Raw genomic sequence first — 17381 nt, 5'->3', positions numbered from 1 at the left:
CAAGAACTATCTGTTCTTCGGTTCGGATAGCGGCGGCGACCGGGCGGCGCTGATGTATACGCTGATCGGCAGTTGCAAACTGAACGGCGTGGAGCCGGAAGCGTATCTGCGCCATGTGCTGGCGATTATCGCGGATCATCTCATCAACAAAATCAAAGAGCTCCTGCCGTGGAACCTCACCATCCCTGCTGAATAACTGTCAATACGGCGCTGGGCGTACGCTTACGGCTTTGCCTCCACGCGGGTCATTGGCGATCTGCTGACGGATAACGCTTTTTTGGGTATTGTGGCGGTGGGAATGACCTTTGTGATCCTCTCCGGCGGCATTAATTTGTCGGTTGGGTCGACAATTGCGTTTACCGGCGTACTGCTGGCGAAAATGATTGGAGAATATGGCATTCCTCCCGGACTGGCCTTCGTTATTGTGCTGGCGCAGGGCACATTGTATGGCGCCCTGACCGGTTGGATTATCGACGCTCTGCGGCTACCGGCGTTTATCATCACCCTGGCCAGTATGTTTTTCCTGCGCGGCATGAGTTTTATTTTGTCGCGGGAGTCGGTCCCTATCGTTCACCCGCGGTATGACCTGCTGGCTAACTATGCCTGGCTGCTGCCCGGTGGCGGCAGGCTGACCTTGCTGGCGTTTATCATGTTGCTGGTGGTGGCGGTGGGTGTAGTGCTGGCGCACCGCACACGCTTTGGCCATAACGTCTACGCCATGGGCGGTAACGGTTACTCGGCCGCCTTGATGGGGGTGCCGGTAAAAAGCACGACGGTGCGGATTTATATGCTGTCGAGTTTTCTGGCGGTGCTGTCGGGCATCGTCTTCTCTCTTTACACCTCTGCGGGCTATGCTCTGGCGGCGAGTGGCGTGGAGCTAGACGCTATCGCGGCGGTGGTTATCGGCGGGACGCTACTGACCGGCGGCGTCGGTACCTTACTGGGTACGCTGTTTGGCGTGATGATTCAAGGATTGATCCAAACGTATATCACCTTTGACGGGACGCTCAGCTCCTGGTGGACCAAGATCGTCATAGGGATTCTGTTATTCGGCTTTATCGGTCTGCAAAAAGGGTTAAACGCGTTCTGGCTGGCGCTCCGTGGAAACGGTAACGCAGTGGCGATCCGGGCCGCACCGCTGAGCGGCGCCGCGCCGGCCGGACCAGCCCGGCGCGAGTCGTCATAGCACGGCGGTTTTCAGCAGTTGCCGAATCATCGGACGCTGATCGCTGTTTTGCAGCCATACCGCGTACAGCGGGCGAACGATGGTTGGCACGTCGCTAACGGGCCGCAAATCCGGAAACCGCTGCGCCCAATGGCTGGGCAAAAAGGCGCAGGCGGCGGTGACCTGCAATAGCTGGCGCGTTAATTGCGCCGAGGTGGTGGTGACGAGCGGCGCCTGCTGATTAAGCTGCAGCCAGTTTTCATGCGTATGAAAATCGGCTCCCCATTCAAGCTGTATATAGGGTCGCTTGTCGTTAACCGGTTCGCCGCCATTGGCATCGGCGAACAGCGTCAGGGAAAAGCTGCCAAGCTGCTGGCTGGTCAACGCCTCCATTTTTGGCGCTTCGGTGGTAATCAATAAATCCAGCTGGCGTTCGTGCAGCTCTTTTATCAGCCCCTGGCGCAGCGCAATGTGCGTCTCCAGCTGGAGATCCGGCCACTGTTTATAAAGATTTTGCAGCCAATCCCCCAGCCACGCTTCCCACAGCGATGCGCTGGCGCCAATGGACAGCGGATTATGCTGCAAGGAGCGCGTCACTTCCTGCTTGGCGACCTGCCAGGTGATCATCAGATTTTCGGCATAGGGCAACAGGCGTTCCCCCGCCGCGGTCAGGCGAATATTATTTCTATGGCGGGTAAACAGGCTTACGCCCAGCTGGGTTTCCAACTGGCGGATGCGAAAGCTGACCGCTGATTGTGTCAGATAAAGCGCTTCCGCCGCTCGCCCAAAATGTCGGGTACTGCTTACCTCCAAGAATGTTTTCAGTAATTCCGTGTCCACTGCGCTCTCCAAAAAATTTTGTCGTACTGATTAAAATGTTTCGTTTTACAGAAAGTCAACCCTAACTAATACTCCGCGCCATAAACAGCATGGCTTATGTAGAGATGGGAGCGCGTAAGATGGCGGACAGCTTTTTTACTTCTAATCGTTATTTTGATAACAAAAATTATCCTCGCGGCTTCTCCCGGCATGGTCATTTCACCATTCGGGAAGCGCAGTTATTGGAGCGTTGCGGCCATGCCTACAATGATTTGGACAGTGGCAAACGGGAACCTGTAACCGATGAAGAACGGCAGTTTGTTGCGGTGTGCCACGGTGAACTTGCCCCCTCCAACGAACATGAGAAGGTCTGGTTCAAATACATAGGGCATACTCGCCGCCCCAAGCGTTTTCATACCCTTTCCGGCGGTAAACCACAGATGGATGTGGTGGAAGACTACACCGACACTGAAGATTGATAAAGAAGGGGCTGCGGCCCCTTTGTTCTAACTCTTATTCCGCTGCTGCCACAGCTCATGCAGCAGCTGGTCAATACAGCGATAGCTGAGGGCTTCCGCCAGGTGATTCCGGCTAATTTGGGCTTCACCCGCCAGATCCGCCAGTGTACGGGCTACTTTTAATAAACGATGCCAGGCGCGTACCGATAATCCCAGCGCCGTTAACGCATTTTCCAGAAACTGGCCATCGGCCTCCGACAAAGGGCACCATTGCGCAAGCTGCGTATTGCTCAGCCGGGCATTAAGGCTCTGCGCGCGCTCTAACTGAATAGCGCGTGCCGCCATGACCCGTGCACGCACGGTCGCGCTGTCTTCGCCGGGCGGCGCGCGGCGGCGGAACCTCCACCGACAGATCGAAGCGATCCAAAAACGGCCCCGCCAGGCGATTCAGATAGCACATGATCTCAGCCGGCCCGCAGCGGGCATGTACGCCGCTACGATCGCCGGAAGGACTGGGATTCATGGCCGCCACCAGTTGAAAGCGCGCCTGCAGGCAGACGCTGGCCTGGACCCGCGCGATGTGAATTTCACCCGTCTCCAGCGGCTCGCGCAGCGCATCGAGCACTCGCCGCTGAAACTCCGGCCGCTCGTCAAGAAACAGTACGCCGTTGTGGGCCAGCGAGATTTCGCCGGGGCGCGGGAAGGTGCCGCTGCCGACCAGTGCGGCCATCGTTGTACTGTGATGGGGCGCGCGAAAAGTGCGCTGCCGCCAATGGCGTCTGGCGGTGCTGACGCTGACCAGACTGGTAATGGCGGCGGTTTCCATCGCATCGTCATCCGATAACGGCGGCGGCAGCCCCGGTAGTCGGCTCGCCAACATGGTCTTCCCGGTACCCGGCGGCCCTATCAGCAATAAATTGTGGCCGCCGGCAGCGGCGATTTCCAGCGCGTGTCGGGCCTGCTGCTGGCCGATAACCTCCGCCAAATCGCTGCCGTCTGACGGCGCTAGTAGGGTATCCGCCGTGGGTTCAGCGATGATCAGAGAGTCGTCACCCTGTAGAAAGCGACACACCTGTTGCAGACAGCCGGCGAGACACGCCTGGCTGCCCTGCAGCAGCGCGATTTCTTCGCGATTGGCCTGCGCAGGATAATCTGCCGACCGTCGCCCGCCGCGCCGTGGGCGGCCGGAATAGCGCCATAAACCCCCCGCAGCTCCCCGGCCAGCGACAGCTCGCCAAGAAACTCATAAGGCTTCAGCCGCGCGCCGGGGATCTGTTGCGGCGCCGCGAGGATTGCCAGCGCGACCGGCAAGTCGTAGCGCGCCCCCTCTTTCGGTAGATCCGCCGGCGCCAGACTGACGGTGATACGCCGGGCAGGGAATTGATAGCCGCTGTTGAGAATGGCGCTGCGCACCCGATCCCGTGACGCGCACACGGTACTTTCCGGCAGCCCCACCAGGGTGAAGGCGGGCAACCCCTTACCCACATGTGCCTCCACCGTGATAGACGGCGCCTGGATGCCGATTATCCCGCGGGTGTAAATTGTCGCCAGTGCCATGGGGCTCTCCTTTGTGAACGTTGCTGAGTATGCCAGCTATCGCGGCGGCAGGGCGGTAACGATAAAAAGATATGCGGCGCGGATATGAAAAATGACCTCGCCATTGCCATACCGGGGCGAAAAATGCAACAGCGCTCGCCTTTCTGGCCTAGGTACGCCGGTTACCTCGTTTCACGGTATCGCCACCCACCGTTGCGCCGTTTTCCAGACGGGGTAATAGCCGCGTTTTTGATGACGGCGACAGAACGTGAATATAGCGATCATCGCTAAGAGAACGGCGTGCGTTAGCTAGCGGGGAATAACCCCCGGCGCTATCGATCGGGTAAATAGAGGGGGCAATACTCTTTCGTAGAATAGGCTTAATAAAGGGCGCCGCGGGCGGAGATAATAAGATTAAATACGCTGGCTCTCAGCGTTTACTATAAGGGCCAATGGCAATCCCCCCGTTTTCCTCGTTATTTTCCGGCGCAAAAATGAGGTGACCAACATTGTCTGTCCGACCCGCTACGCTGCGACCACCTATTCAGTGTCACCATATGTTACTATAATTCAATGTCTTATCTTAAGGTGGGCGGGAGGTGTCCCGCATTCTCGCTGTAGTCATGCTCAGACGGCCTCGATATAAATCAGTCGAACAGCCTTTCAACCAAGTCGAATATAGAGGATGCGCGAGTTCTTAAAGTTTTTCTTTTTATGTTATGGCATTGCTGAATATTGCGTGCGCTCGCTGACGCTCATGGCGTACCGCAAACGTATTATCATTCTTAGCTGAACAACGCCTTTAACGCTAACCAATCAGTTAATATCCGTATAATACGACCCTCATGCTCAACCTGCCGTTGACCCTCCGCTCCCTTCCATGTCGGCAGCGCAGCGACACCGTGCGATACATGACGCGCCCATCGCCCTTACCCCGCTAATCACCGAGGTGGGTGATGCTGATCTCCTTATATCACCATATCACCGTCAACTCGTCAGCGGTAACGATGCTAATCCCTCTATCGCCGCAGCCGCGCCCGGCCCGAGGTGACCACTGTGTCTTTGGTTTTCTCTCCCTTGCACCGCTGGGACTTCCTTGTCTTAAAGAGCTGCTCTGGGCCCAGGGTTCCCCTATGTTATCTGACCGTCGTCGACTAAATGAAAAATTTTCATTTATGAATAACCTTATTTAAATCATGGGATAACAGGATAATATGCTCTGGTCGTGCTGACGGGCATAACGAAAATAGTTGTCATGCTTACACTAACTGTGATAGCTCTGTAGGTATTCATTTCGATGTCAAACATAATGAAAACCTATTTATGAAAGCCGTTGTTCAAGTGATTAGTCTAGTCGTGATTAGCGTGGTGGTGATTATTATCCCACCGTGCGGGCTGCACTTGGACGAAGAAAAGCTTACTAAACAAGCTTAAATCTCAAGAAAACCCCCGCACCAACTGGTCGGGGTTTTTTTTTGCATCAATCAAGCGACAGGAGAACACTAAATGAAAATTAGAATATTGTTCTGTCCCTGCGGCGCGAAGACGGGGAACTAACCATGAACGGAGCTCAATGGGTAGTACAGGCGCTGCGGGCACAGGGTGTGGACATGGTTTTCGGCTATCCCGGCGGCGCTATCATGCCGGTATACGACGCGCTCTACGACGGCGGGGTTGAGCATCTGCTATGCCGTCATGAGCAGGGCGCGGCCATCGCAGCAATCGGCTACGCACGGGCTACCGGCAAAGTGGGAGTGTGTATCGCGACCTCCGGTCCTGGCGCCACCAATCTTATCACCGGTCTGGCCGATGCCTTATTGGACTCGGTGCCGGTCGTGGCGATTACCGGCCAGGTTGGATCGGCGTTTATTGGCACCGACGCCTTTCAAGAGATTGATGTACTGGGCCTGTCGCTGGCCTGTACCAAACATAGCTTTCTGGTAGAATCACTGGACGCGCTGCCGGGCATTATCACCGAAGCGTTCGCCATTGCCACCAGCGGACGTCCCGGTCCGGTTCTGATCGATATTCCCAAGGATATCCAGCTGGCAGACGGTGATCTGACGCCGCATTTGTTGAGCCTTGACGATCAGGCCGGCAGCATACAGGGCGACCTGGAGGGCGCGCGCCGGCTGATGCGCCAGGCAACCCGCCCGGTTTTGTACGTCGGCGGCGGCGCTGGCATGGCCGGCGCGGTACCGGCCCTGCGGCAGTTGATTACCCAAACCGGCATTCCCGCCGTGGCGACGCTGAAAGGTCTGGGCGCGCCGGATGGCAACGATGCCTGTTATTTGGGCATGCTGGGCATGCACGGTAACCAGGCCGCCAATCTGGCGGTACAGGCTTGCGATCTGCTGATCGCGGTTGGGGCGCGTTTTGACGATCGGGTGACCGGCCGGCTGAACGCTTTCGCCCCCCATGCCAAAGTGATTCATCTGGATATTGATCCTGCCGAATTGGGCAAGCTGCGTCAGGCGCATATTGCGCTGCTGGGGGACCTGAATCATCTGTTGCCGGCGCTGGCGCAGCCGATGTCCATCGACACCTGGCGCGTCGAAACCCAGGCGCTGAAGGCGGAGTACCGCTGGCGCTATGATCACCCCGGCGAGGGGATTTACGCGCCGGCGCTGCTGCGGGCCATTAGCGATCGCGCCCCCGATGACGCCGTCGTGACCACCGATGTGGGGCAACATCAGATGTGGGCCGCCCAGCATATGCGTTTCAGCCGGCCGGAGAATTTCATCACCTCCAGCGGGCTGGGGACGATGGGGTTCGGCATTCCCGCCGCGATCGGCGCGCAGATTGCCCGGCCGCGGGATACCGTCATTTGCGTCTCCGGCGACGGCTCCTTCATGATGAACGTGCAGGAGCTGACCACCATTAAGCGAAAACGGTTGCCGCTGAAAATCGTGCTGTTGGATAACCAGCGTTTAGGTATGGTCCGTCAATGGCAGCAGTTATTTTTTGATAAACGTTATAGCGAAACCACCCTGACCGATAACCCCGATTTTCTCACGCTGGCCAGTGCCTTCAACATTCCCGGCCTGCACATCACTCGCAAAGACCAAATCCCGCAGGCGCTGGAAACCCTGTTTACCCAACCGGGACCGTTCCTGCTGCATGTCTCTATCGATGAGCTTGAGAATGTCTGGCCGCTGGTGCCCCCGGGCGCCGGTAATGAAACCATGCTGGAGAAATCATCATGATGCAACATTCCCTTTCCATTCAGGCGCGCTTTCGCCTGGAAGTCGTGGAGCGTATTTTACGGGTGGTCCGCCACCGCGGTTTTGAGCTGTGCGCATTAAATATGACGCCGCGCACGGAGGCTGAAGGTATAAATATTCACTTGACCGTTGCCAGCAAGCGGTCCGTGGACTTATTGTCTGCACAATTGAGCAAGCTAATGGATGTCGCCTGTGTCGAGATCCAGCAATTAACATCACAACAAATACGTGCCTAAGGCCGGGTAAGGAAAGAAGAAAATGACAACGAAGAAAGCTGATTTCATTTGGTTTAACGGTGAGATGGTTCCGTGGGCAGAAGCCAAAGTCCATGTAATGTCGCATGCGCTGCATTACGGGTCATCAGTCTTTGAAGGTGTACGTTGCTACGATTCGCATAAAGGCCCGGTGGTATTTCGTCATCGTGAACATCTGCAGCGCCTGTATAATTCGGCCAAAATCTATCGCATGCCGGTGACGCAAAGCGTCGATGAGCTGATGACGGCCACGCGCGTCGTTATACTGAAAAATAAACTGGTCAGCGCCTATATCCGGCCGCTGGTGTTTGTCGGCGATGTCGGCATGGGCGTGAACCCGCCGGCGGGCTACACCACCGACGTGATTATCGCCGCGTTCCCCTGGGGAGCTTATCTGGGGGAAGAGGCCCTGGATCAAGGGATTGACGCGATGGTGTCTTCCTGGAACCGCGCGGCGGCCAATACCATTCCGACCGCGGCTAAAGCCGGCGGCAATTACCTGTCCTCAATGCTGGTGGGCAGCGAAGCACGCCGCCATGGTTATCAAGAGGGTATTGCCCTTGACGTGCACGGTTATGTTTCCGAGGGCGCCGGCGAGAACCTGTTTGAAGTGAAAGACGGCATTTTGTTCACACCGCCATTCACCTCTTCTGCGCTGCCCGGCATCACGCGCGACGCCATTATCAAGCTGGCCGTCGCGGCCGGACTGGAAGTGCGGGAACAGTTCTTGTCCCGCGAATCTCTTTATCTGGCCGATGAGGTCTTCATGTCCGGTACCGCCGCCGAGATAACCCCGGTGCGCAGCGTTGACGGCATCAAGGTCGGTATCGGCAAATGCGGTCCGGTCACCAAGCAGTTGCAGCAGGCGTTCTTTGGGCTGTTTACCGGCGAGACTGAAGATAAATGGGGCTGGTTGGATCCGGTCAATCAATAACGATAAAGCTTTCGCGCCGGGGCGCTACGGCTGCCCTGGCCATCTGAATAACTGGAGTTATGAGCATGCCTAAGTACCGTTCCACTACCACCACGCACAGCCGTAATATGGCCGGCGCACGCGCCCTCTGGCGCGCCACGGGGATGACTGACGACGATTTCGGTAAACCGATTATCGCCGTGGTCAACTCCTTTACCCAGTTTGTGCCGGGCCACGTACATCTGCGCGATCTGGGTAAGCTGGTCGCCGAACAAATCGAAGCGTCCGGCGGGGTAGCGAAGGAGTTTAATACCATCGCGGTGGACGACGGCATCGCGATGGGGCACGGCGGTATGCTGTACTCTCTGCCATCGCGCGAGCTTATCGCCGATTCGGTGGAATACATGGTGAATGCCCATTGCGCCGACGCCATGGTGTGCATTTCCAACTGCGATAAAATCACCCCCGGGATGCTGATGGCGTCGCTGCGCTTGAACATACCGGTCATTTTTGTTTCCGGCGGCCCAATGGAAGCCGGTAAAATCAAGCTGTCGGATAAAATCATCAAGTTGGATCTGATTGACGCCATGATTCAGGGCGCCAATCCCCATGTCTCGGATGAAGACAGTAACCAGATCGAACGTTCCGCCTGTCCGACCTGCGGATCGTGCTCCGGCATGTTTACCGCCAACTCGATGAATTGCCTGACCGAGGCGCTTGGCCTTTCCCAGCCGGGCAACGGTTCGCTGCTGGCGACCCACGCCGATCGCAAACAACTGTTCTTGAACGCCGGCGAGCGTATCGTCGGGTTAGCCAAACGCTACTATGAGCAGGATGATACCAGCGCGCTGCCGCGCAGTATCGCCAGCAAAGCCGCGTTTGAAAACGCCATGACCCTGGATATTGCCATGGGCGGCTCGACCAATACCGTGCTCCATCTGTTGGCCGCGGCGCAAGAAGGCGAAGTGGACTTTACCATGGCCGATATCGATCGTCTGTCGCGGAAGGTGCCGCATTTATGTAAGGTCGCGCCCAGCACGCAAAAATACCACATGGAAGACGTACACCGCGCCGGCGGTGTCATCGGCATTCTGGGCGAGCTGGACCGCAGCGGCCTGCTTAATCGCGACGTGCGTAACGTGCTCGGGCTGTCGCTGCCGGAAACGCTGGCACGCTACGATATCATGGTGACCGACGACGCGGCGGTAAAAAGCATGTACGCCGCCGGGCCGGCGGGTATCCGCACCACCCAGGCGTTTTCCCAGGAGTGTCGCTGGCCGTCGCTGGATGACGATCGTCAGGAAGGCTGCATCCGCGCCCGTGAATTTGCCTATAGCCAGGACGGCGGGTTGGCGGTGCTGTACGGCAACATTGCCGAAGACGGCTGCATCGTGAAAACCGCCGGCGTCGACAAAGGCAGCCTGGTGTTCCGCGGGCCGGCCAAAGTGTATGAAAGTCAGGAAGCCGCGTCCGAGGCCATCCTTGGCGGTAAAGTGGTGGCCGGTGATGTCGTGGTGATCAGCTACGAAGGCCCGAAAGGCGGACCGGGAATGCAGGAAATGCTTTATCCCACCACCTTCCTTAAGTCCATGGGGCTGGGTAAAAGCTTCGCGCTGATTACCGATGGCCGCTTTTCCGGCGGTACCTCGGGATTGTCTATCGGCCATGTGTCGCCGGAAGCCGCCAGCGGCGGCCTGATCGGGCTGGTGCGCGACGGAGATATTATCGATATTAATATCGCCGGTCGCGGCATTGTGCTGGATGTGGCCGATAGCGAACTGGCCGCGCGTCGCGAGACCGAACTGGCGCGCGGTGGCGCAGCCTGGACGCCGGTCGCGCGTGAGCGCCAGGTGTCGTTCGCCCTGAAAGCCTATGCCAGTTTGGCGACCAGCGCGGATAAAGGCGCGGTGCGCGATAAAGCCAAGCTGGGAGGATAAGGCGCCATGGCTGAGTCTCAACCGTTTTCCGCTGAGCCTTGCCCTGCGGAATACCTGCGCGCCGCGCTACTCGCGCCGGTGTATGAAGTGGCCCAGGTCACGCCGCTGCAGGTGATGACTAAGGTGTCGGAACGTCTCGGCAATACCGTACTGGTGAAACGTGAAGACCGTCAGCCGGTGCACAGCTTTAAACTGCGCGGCGCCTACGCGATGAGCGCGGGGCTGAGTGCGGCGCAGCGGGCCTGCGGCGTGATTACCGCCTCGGCGGGCAACCACGCCCAAGGCGTGGCGCTCTCCGCCAGCCGTCTCGGCATTCCGTCGCTCATCGTGATGCCAATCAATACCGCCGATATCAAAGTGGACGCGGTGCGCGGCTTCGGCGGCGAACCGCTGTTATTCGGCGCCAACTTTGATGAAGCCAAGGCGAAAGCCATTGAGTTGGCGCTCGAGCGCAATATGACCTTTGTGCCGCCGTTCGATCATCCGGCGGTGATCGCCGGCCAGGGGACGCTGGCGATGGAGTTGCTGCAGCAGGACGCCCATCTGGACCGCATTTTTGTGCCGGTGGGCGGCGGCGGTCTGGCTGCGGGCGTGGCGGTGCTGATAAAACACCTGATGCCGCAAATCAAGGTTATCGGCGTTGAAGCGGAAGAGTCCGCGTGTCTGGCGGCGGCGCTGCGGGCCGGCGAGCCCGTGGATTTGCCGCGGGTCGGTCTGTTTGCCGAAGGCGTGGCGGTACGGCGCATCGGTAATGAAACCTTCCGTCTGTGCCGCGATTATCTCGATGATGTCATTACCGTGGACAGCGACGCGATTTGCGCGGCGGTGAAGGATTTGTTTGAAGACGTGCGGGCGATTGCCGAGCCCTCCGGTGCGCTGGCGCTGGCGGGAATGAAAAAATATGTCCAGCTTCACGGCATCCGCGATGAGCGTCTGGCGCATGTGCTGTCCGGTGCCAACGTCAATTTTCACGGCCTGCGCTATGTCTCGGAGCGCTGTGAACTGGGCGAGCAGCGCGAGGCGCTTATGGCGGTGACCATTCCGGAAAGAAAGGGCAGTTTTCTGGCCTTTTGCGCGCTTTTGGGCGGCCGGCCGGTTACCGAATTCAATTATCGCTATAGCGATGCCGATAACGCCTGTATTTTCGTCGGCGTTAGGCTGACCCGCGGGCGCGAGGAGCGCGAGGAAATCCTGGCGGAAATGGCCGCCGGCGGTTACCAGGTGGCGGATCTTTCCGACGATGAGATGGCCAAGCTTCATGTCCGTTATATGGTGGGCGGTCGCCCGTCGAAGCCGCTGCGCGAGCGCTTATACAGCTTCGAGTTTCCCGAATCCCCCGGGGTATTGCTGAAATTTTTGTACACGCTGGGCACGCGCTGGAATATTACGCTGTTTCACTACCGCAGCCACGGCACGGATTATGGCCGGGTGCTGGCGGGGTTTGAATTGGTGGAGCGCGAACCGGAATTCGATCATCATCTTTCGGCCTTGGGCTATGAATGCCACGATGTTACCGCCAATCCGGCGTTTCGCTTGTTCCTGGCGGATAACCACCCTGTCCGCCGGGGTGAACCGGGCGTCAAGCGCCGGTTAGCGCTCCAGCAGTTGCCAGAAGGCGTCGATCAGCGGCTCTTGTAGCTGCTTTCTTTGCGCACAGACACCCAGCGCCAGCGCCAGCGGCGCGACCGGAGTGCCGTGCTCCAGCAGGGTGATGCGGCTACGCACCGGTTCCGGCGAATTGTCCATCACCACCGACGGGATCAGCGCGATACCGCAGCACAGTGCCACCATCGACACAATCGCTTCATTGCCCGCGACGGTGGCATAAATCAGTGGATTGCTGATATTGTTGCTGCGAAACCAGAGTTCAATGCGCCGCCGGTAGTGAGTTTTATTTCCACCAGCGGATGCTCGGCGCGAAACAGATCGAGGATCGGCGGCAAATGGCTGTAGGCAGCGGTTACCGAGCAAAACAGCCGCAATTCGCCGCTGAGCGAAGGTCCATGCTGACCGAGGCGATGGCGCAGCTGCTGGTATTGCAGCAGGGTTTGTTGCGCGAATTCTTTCAGTTGCGGGCCTGCGTCGGTCAACTGTACAGTACGGTTGTCGCGTAAAAACAGCGTCTGCCCGACGTCCTCCTCCAACCGCTGGAATCTGGCGCGACAGGGTCGACGGGCTGACATGCATCGCCTTGGCGCTACGGCCGAAGTGGCGGCTTTCCGCCAGGTGGAGAAACAACTTGAGGTCGCGGGATATCCATGGATTCGCCCCGAGAGTGAATGAAATCCACAGTCGCGTATTGCCGGCAAGTGGTATTGCAGATTCTGCAAGGTCAGATTGTTAATATATCAATTTAAGCAATGCTTTTCCTGCTTTATAGTGGTTGGCAGAAAAGATTCCTGTCCGCGGGCGAACGCCTACGGCACGCCCTGATACCTGATGATGGAGTTGCACCATGGCTAACTATTTCAACACCTTAAACCTGCGTCAGCAGTTGGCGCAGTTGGGTAAATGTCGTTTCATGAGCCGCGATGAGTTCGTCGATGAAGCGGGTTACTTACATGGCAAAAAAGTGGTGATCATCGGCTGTGGCGCCCAGGGCTTGAACCAGGGGCTGAATATGCGCGACTCCGGGTTGGATATTGCCTACGCGCTGCGTAAAGAAGCGATTGCCGAGAAGCGCCCCTCCTGGTGTAAAGCGACGGAAAACGGCTTTCGCGTCGGCACCTATGAAGAGCTGGTGCCGGAAGCGGACCTGGTCGTCAACCTGACCCCCGACAAGCAACACTCCGCGGTGGTTCAGGCGGTACAACCGCTGATGAAACAAGGCGCCGCGCTGGGCTATTCCCACGGCTTCAACATTGTTGAAGTGTGCGAGCAAATCCGCCGCGACATCACCGTTATCATGGTGGCGCCGAAATGCCCTGGGACAGAGGTGCGCGAAGAGTACAAACGCGGCTTTGGCGTGCCGACCCTTATCGCCGTGCATCCGGAAAACGATCCGAAGGGCGAGGGGATGGCGCTGGCCAAAGCCTGGGCGGCCGCGACCGGCGGTCATCGCGCGGGCGTGCTGGAATCCTCCTTCGTCGCCGAGGTCAAGTCGGATCTGATGGGCGAACAGACCATCCTCTGCGGTATGCTGCAGGCCGGCTCGCTGCTGTGCTTCGACAAGATGGTCGCCGACGGCGTCGACCCGGCCTACGCCGGCAAACTGATTCAGTTCGGCTGGGAAACCACCACCGAAGCGCTGAAGCAGGGTGGCATCACGCTGATGATGGACCGATTGTCCAACAGCGCGAAGTTGCGCGCTTTTGCGCTGTCCGAGCAACTGAAGCAACTGATGCAGCCGCTGTTTGAAAAACACATGGACGATATCATTACCGGTGCCTTCTCCAGCGGCATGATGGCCGATTGGGCCAACGATGATGTCAAACTGCTCGGCTGGCGCGAAGAAACCGGCCGCATGCCGTTTGAAAATGCGCCGCAGTACGACGGCAAAATTAGCGAGCAGACCTATTTTGACCACGGCGTGCTGATGATCGCCATGGCAAAAGCCGGCGTGGAGCTGGCATTTGAAACCATGACCCGTTCCGGTATCATCGCCGAGTCGGCCTATTACGAATCCCTGCATGAATTGCCGCTCATTGCCAACACCGTCGCCCGCAAGCGTCTGTATGAGATGAACGTGGTCATTTCCGACACCGCAGAATATGGCAACTATCTGTTCGCCAATGCCGCCGTGCCGTTGCTTAAAGAGGCGTTTATGGGCAACCTGCAGGCGGGGGATTTGGGCAAACCTGTGGCCGAGGGTGAAATCGACAATGTGCGCCTGCGCGATGTCAACGAAGCGATTCGCCAGCATCCGATCGAAATCGTGGGCGCCGAATTGCGCGGTTACATGAAGGATATGAAACGCATCGCGGTCGCCAACTGACAGAGAGTTGGGTCATCCCCCCGGATGACTCGCCAAAGGTTCGTGCCCCCGCCGAACGGCGGGGGCTTTTTTTTGCCTGCTGCCGGCGAACACGGCCCGACCGCGGCGGGGTATCGCGGGGCGCTGGCGGTGCGTTTATCCCCGTTGTGGGTGCATAGGGGGTGAACTGCCGGTGAGTTTATCCCCCCTGTAGCGGGGCAGCGGCGTTCCGGCGGTGGCGAATAGGCGCCCTGCCGCGGCGTCAACCGGGCAGGGGCTCGACGCCGGCGGGGGCGCCTGCCGTAAAACGCTCGTCGACAGACCGCGGGGATAAACCTCGGCGCCGCTTTCTGCTACAATCCCCTCCGTCCTCCGCCACCGCTTTTGCCCGGGAATTACTTATGCGCCTTAATCCGAGCCAACAGCAAGCCGTCGAATTCGTCACTGGACCCTGCCTGGTGCTGGCCGGCGCCGGCTCGGGCAAAACGCGGGTCATCACCAATAAAATCGCCCATTTGATCCGCGGTTGCGGTTACCAGGCGCGCCATATCGCGGCGGTCACCTTTACCAATAAAGCCTCGCGTGAGATGAAAGAGCGGGTGGCGCAAACCCTGGGCCGCGCTGAGGCGCGCGGGTTGACCGTTGCCACGTTCCATACGCTCGGGCTGGCTATCATCAAGCGCGAATATAAGGCATTGGGCATGAAGGCCAAATTTTCGCTGTTCGATGAGCAGGACCAACTGACGCTGTTAAAGGATCTCACCGAGCCGTGGCTGGAAGGGGACAAGGACTTGCTTAATCAGCTTACCGCAGCCATTTCCAACTGGAAGAACGATCTGTTGTCGCCGCCGCAGGCCGCGGCGGCCGCGCGTTCCGAGCGGGATAAGCTGTTCGCCCACTGTTACGAACTCTACGACAATCATCTGATCACCTGCAATGTGCTGGATTTCGACGATTTGATCCTGCGACCCACCAAGCTGCTGCAGCGCGACGAGGCGGTGCGCGAGCGTTGGCAAAACCGGCTGCGCTATCTGCTGGTGGATGAATATCAGGACACCAACACCAGCCAATACGAACTGGTAAAGCTGCTGGTAGGGCCGCGGGGCCGTTTCACCGTGGTAGGCGACGACGATCAGTCGATTTACTCCTGGCGTGGCGCGCGGCCGCAAAATCTGGCGCTGTTGCAACAAGATTTCCCGACGCTCGCGATGATTAAGCTGGAGCAGAATTACCGCTCCACCGAGCGCATACTCAACGCCGCCAATATTCTTATCGCCAACAATCCGCATGTATTTGAGAAAAGGCTGTTTTCCCGGCTGGGCTATGGAGAGATCCTAAAAGTGATCACCGCCAATAATGAAGATCATGAGGCCGAGCGGGTGGTGGGAGAATTGATCGCCCACCATTTCATCAACAAGACCCGCTATCGCGATTACGCCATTCTCTATCGCGGTAATCACCAGTCGCGGCTGTTTGAAAAGATGCTGATGCAAAACCGCATTCCTTATCGCATCTCCGGCGGAACGTCGTTTTTTTCACGCCCCGAGATTAAGGATCTGCTCGCCTATCTGCGCGTGCTGACCAATCCCGATGACGATAGCGCGTTTTTGCGGATGGTGAATACCCCGCGCCGGGAGATCGGCGCGGCGACGCTGGCGAAATTGGGTACTTGGGCGACGCAGCGCGACAAGAGCCTGTTCACCGCCAGCTTCGATCTGGGCCTGGAGCAAACGCTGAGCGGCCGCGGCCTGGAATCGCTGCAGCAGTTCACCCGCTGGCTGGACAGCATCGCCCGCCAGGCAGAGCGGGAGCCGGTCGCGGCGGTGCGTGAACTCATCCACGGTATCGACTATGAAAGCTGGCTGTATGAAAGCTCTCCCGGTCCGAGAGCGGCGGAAATGCGGATGAAAAACGTTAACCAGCTGTTCAGCTGGATGACCGAGATGCTGACCGGCTCCGATTTGAATGAAGCGATGACGCTGGATCAGGTGGTCACCCGTTTTACCCTGCGCGATATGATGGAGCGCGGCGAGAGCGAGGAAGAGTTGGATCAGGTGCAGCTGATGACGCTGCACGCCTCTAAGGGATTGGAGTTTCCTTATGTATTCCTGGTCGGCATGGAAGAGGGGCTGTTACCGCATCAAAGCAGTATCGACGAGAACAATATCGATGAGGAGCGCCGCCTGGCCTATGTCGGCATTACCCGCGCGCAAAAGGAATTAACCTTCACCCTGTGCCACGAGCGGCGTCAATACGGCGAACTGGTCAAACCGGAACCGAGCCGCTTCTTGCTGGAACTGCCGCAGGACGATTTGGCATGGGAGCAGGTGCGTAAACCGGTCAGCGCCGAGGAGCGGATGAGTCGTGGACAGGGCCATCTGGCCAGTCTTCGCGCCCAGCTGGCCGCGGCGCGCGGCGAGGGCGGGTAAGGCGTTTCCCGCTTTGCGCGCGGGAAAACGTTATGCAGGGCTGGAGGACGCGATTCAGGCGGGGCTTAGCGCCTGCGGTGTTTTTACCCGGCTGATGCGCCCGGCGGCGCTTTTCGCGGCAACAACGGCCGCGACGGGGCATTAGCTGAGCCGATAGCTCAGCTTGGCGGTGCTTCTTCCAGCAATAACGGCCAGTGGACATAACTCTGCCACTGGCTTTCTTGCTCCAGGTATTCCGCCCGCAGCGGATGCTGGTTTAACCAGTCGTGGGGCAACAGCACGTGCAGCGTCTCGTCCATGGCGCGCAGCTCCACCGCGGGCAACGCGTCGTCGCGCCGGTGGCTGGCAAAGATGAGCGCCAGCCGCATCAACCGGCATAGGCGTTGGGCGATGCGCGGCGGCAGGCTATTTTGCTCATTCAACTGGTTAAATCGATGTGGTTGCTCTGGTTTTGCAGCAGCGTGGCGATAAGCTTTTGCTGGGCGGGGGTAAAACCGGGAAGGTCGGTATGGCGGACGAGATAAGCGGCATGGTGCGGAGCGCGTTTGATATCAATGCTTAGGCCGATTTCGTGGATCATGCTGGCGCAGCGGTAAGCACCCCGTGGAGGACGTCTTGAATTATTGGTGGGTTTGTTGTATGGCCCGGTAAGAATATGTTCCACTACGATGCCTAGTGAACCCGCATCCTATAAGGGACGGCTGTCAGATCATGGATAATCCGGCGATGATAG

9 protein-coding genes and 6 pseudogenes are annotated in these 17381 nt (G+C 58.3%); 11 read left to right on the top strand and 4 right to left on the bottom strand.

Features of this window, described 5'->3' with window-relative positions; all coding sequences use genetic code 11:
- Positions 1–196: transposase domain-containing protein (locus ACMX3H_RS12365; RefSeq protein WP_415211049.1), on the top strand; the 196-nt coding region annotated here is incomplete at its 5' end.
- A gap of 33 nt (positions 197–229) precedes the next feature.
- A pseudogene (gene yjfF / locus ACMX3H_RS12360) lies at positions 230–1186 on the top strand (galactofuranose ABC transporter, permease protein YjfF); the annotation flags it as partial.
- On the opposite strand, the gene hdfR reads toward yjfF, so the two are convergent.
- Complete coding sequence (hdfR, locus tag ACMX3H_RS12355) at positions 1181–2005, bottom strand: HTH-type transcriptional regulator HdfR (protein WP_415211048.1); 825 nt, start codon at positions 2003–2005, stop codon at positions 1181–1183. The pseudogene yjfF and the gene hdfR overlap by 6 nt on opposite strands.
- Positions 2006–2124: 119 nt before the next feature.
- On the opposite strand from hdfR, the gene ACMX3H_RS12350 reads away from it, so the two are divergent.
- On the top strand, positions 2125–2463 hold the full coding sequence (locus ACMX3H_RS12350; protein WP_415211050.1) for a DUF413 domain-containing protein: 339 nt from the start codon (positions 2125–2127) through the stop codon (positions 2461–2463).
- A 27-nt stretch (positions 2464–2490) separates the two neighbouring features.
- Here the strand turns inward: ACMX3H_RS12350 and ACMX3H_RS12345 are convergent.
- A pseudogene (locus ACMX3H_RS12345) lies at positions 2491–3999 on the bottom strand (YifB family Mg chelatase-like AAA ATPase).
- A gap of 1302 nt (positions 4000–5301) precedes the next feature.
- Here ACMX3H_RS12345 and ilvL point away from each other — a divergent pair.
- The 6 genes and pseudogenes from ilvL to ilvA form a co-directional block, all read left to right on the top strand.
- A pseudogene (gene ilvL, locus ACMX3H_RS12340) lies at positions 5302–5402 on the top strand (ilv operon leader peptide).
- A gap of 135 nt (positions 5403–5537) precedes the next feature.
- Entirely contained in the window at positions 5538–7184 is a 1647-nt protein-coding gene (gene ilvG / locus ACMX3H_RS12335; protein WP_415211047.1) for an acetolactate synthase 2 catalytic subunit, read from the top strand.
- A complete protein-coding gene (gene ilvM, locus ACMX3H_RS12330) occupies positions 7181–7438 on the top strand; it encodes an acetolactate synthase 2 small subunit (RefSeq protein WP_415211046.1) in 258 nt (85 codons plus the stop codon). The genes ilvG and ilvM overlap by 4 nt, the downstream gene beginning before the upstream one ends.
- Before the next feature lie 22 nt (positions 7439–7460).
- The gene (locus tag ACMX3H_RS12325) at positions 7461–8390 is read left to right on the top strand and encodes a branched-chain amino acid transaminase (protein WP_415211045.1); all 930 of its coding nucleotides are present in this window, start codon (positions 7461–7463) and stop codon (positions 8388–8390) included.
- Between the two features lie 65 nt (positions 8391–8455).
- Entirely contained in the window at positions 8456–10306 is a 1851-nt protein-coding gene (gene ilvD / locus ACMX3H_RS12320; RefSeq protein ID WP_415211044.1) for a dihydroxy-acid dehydratase, read from the top strand.
- A gap of 6 nt (positions 10307–10312) precedes the next feature.
- A pseudogene (gene ilvA / locus ACMX3H_RS12315) lies at positions 10313–11848 on the top strand (threonine ammonia-lyase, biosynthetic); the annotation flags it as partial.
- Between the two features lie 48 nt (positions 11849–11896).
- Here ilvA and ACMX3H_RS12310 read toward each other — a convergent pair.
- Positions 11897–12562 (bottom strand): annotated as a pseudogene (locus tag ACMX3H_RS12310) (LysR family transcriptional regulator).
- Between the two features lie 199 nt (positions 12563–12761).
- Between ACMX3H_RS12310 and ilvC the strand changes: the two are divergent.
- Both ilvC and rep read left to right on the top strand, forming a co-directional pair.
- Positions 12762–14240 carry a ketol-acid reductoisomerase gene (gene ilvC, locus ACMX3H_RS12305; RefSeq protein WP_415211043.1) on the top strand — a complete coding sequence of 493 codons (1479 nt, stop codon included), beginning with the start codon at positions 12762–12764 and terminating at the stop codon, positions 14238–14240.
- A 380-nt stretch (positions 14241–14620) separates the two neighbouring features.
- The gene (gene rep, locus ACMX3H_RS12300; protein WP_415211042.1) at positions 14621–16648 is read left to right on the top strand and encodes a DNA helicase Rep; all 2028 of its coding nucleotides are present in this window, start codon (positions 14621–14623) and stop codon (positions 16646–16648) included.
- 158 nt (positions 16649–16806) lie between these two features.
- Here rep and ACMX3H_RS12295 read toward each other — a convergent pair.
- Positions 16807–17234: pseudogene (locus ACMX3H_RS12295) on the bottom strand (guanosine-5'-triphosphate,3'-diphosphate pyrophosphatase); the annotation flags it as partial.
- Positions 17235–17381: the final 147 nt, after the last annotated feature.

Source organism: Sodalis sp. (in: enterobacteria), from assembly GCF_047607725.1.
In the GTDB taxonomy this organism is placed as follows: domain Bacteria; phylum Pseudomonadota; class Gammaproteobacteria; order Enterobacterales; family Enterobacteriaceae; genus JBLKSS01.
Note: the sequence above shows the minus strand (reverse complement) of the source record. Positions and strands in the feature narration are given on the sequence as shown.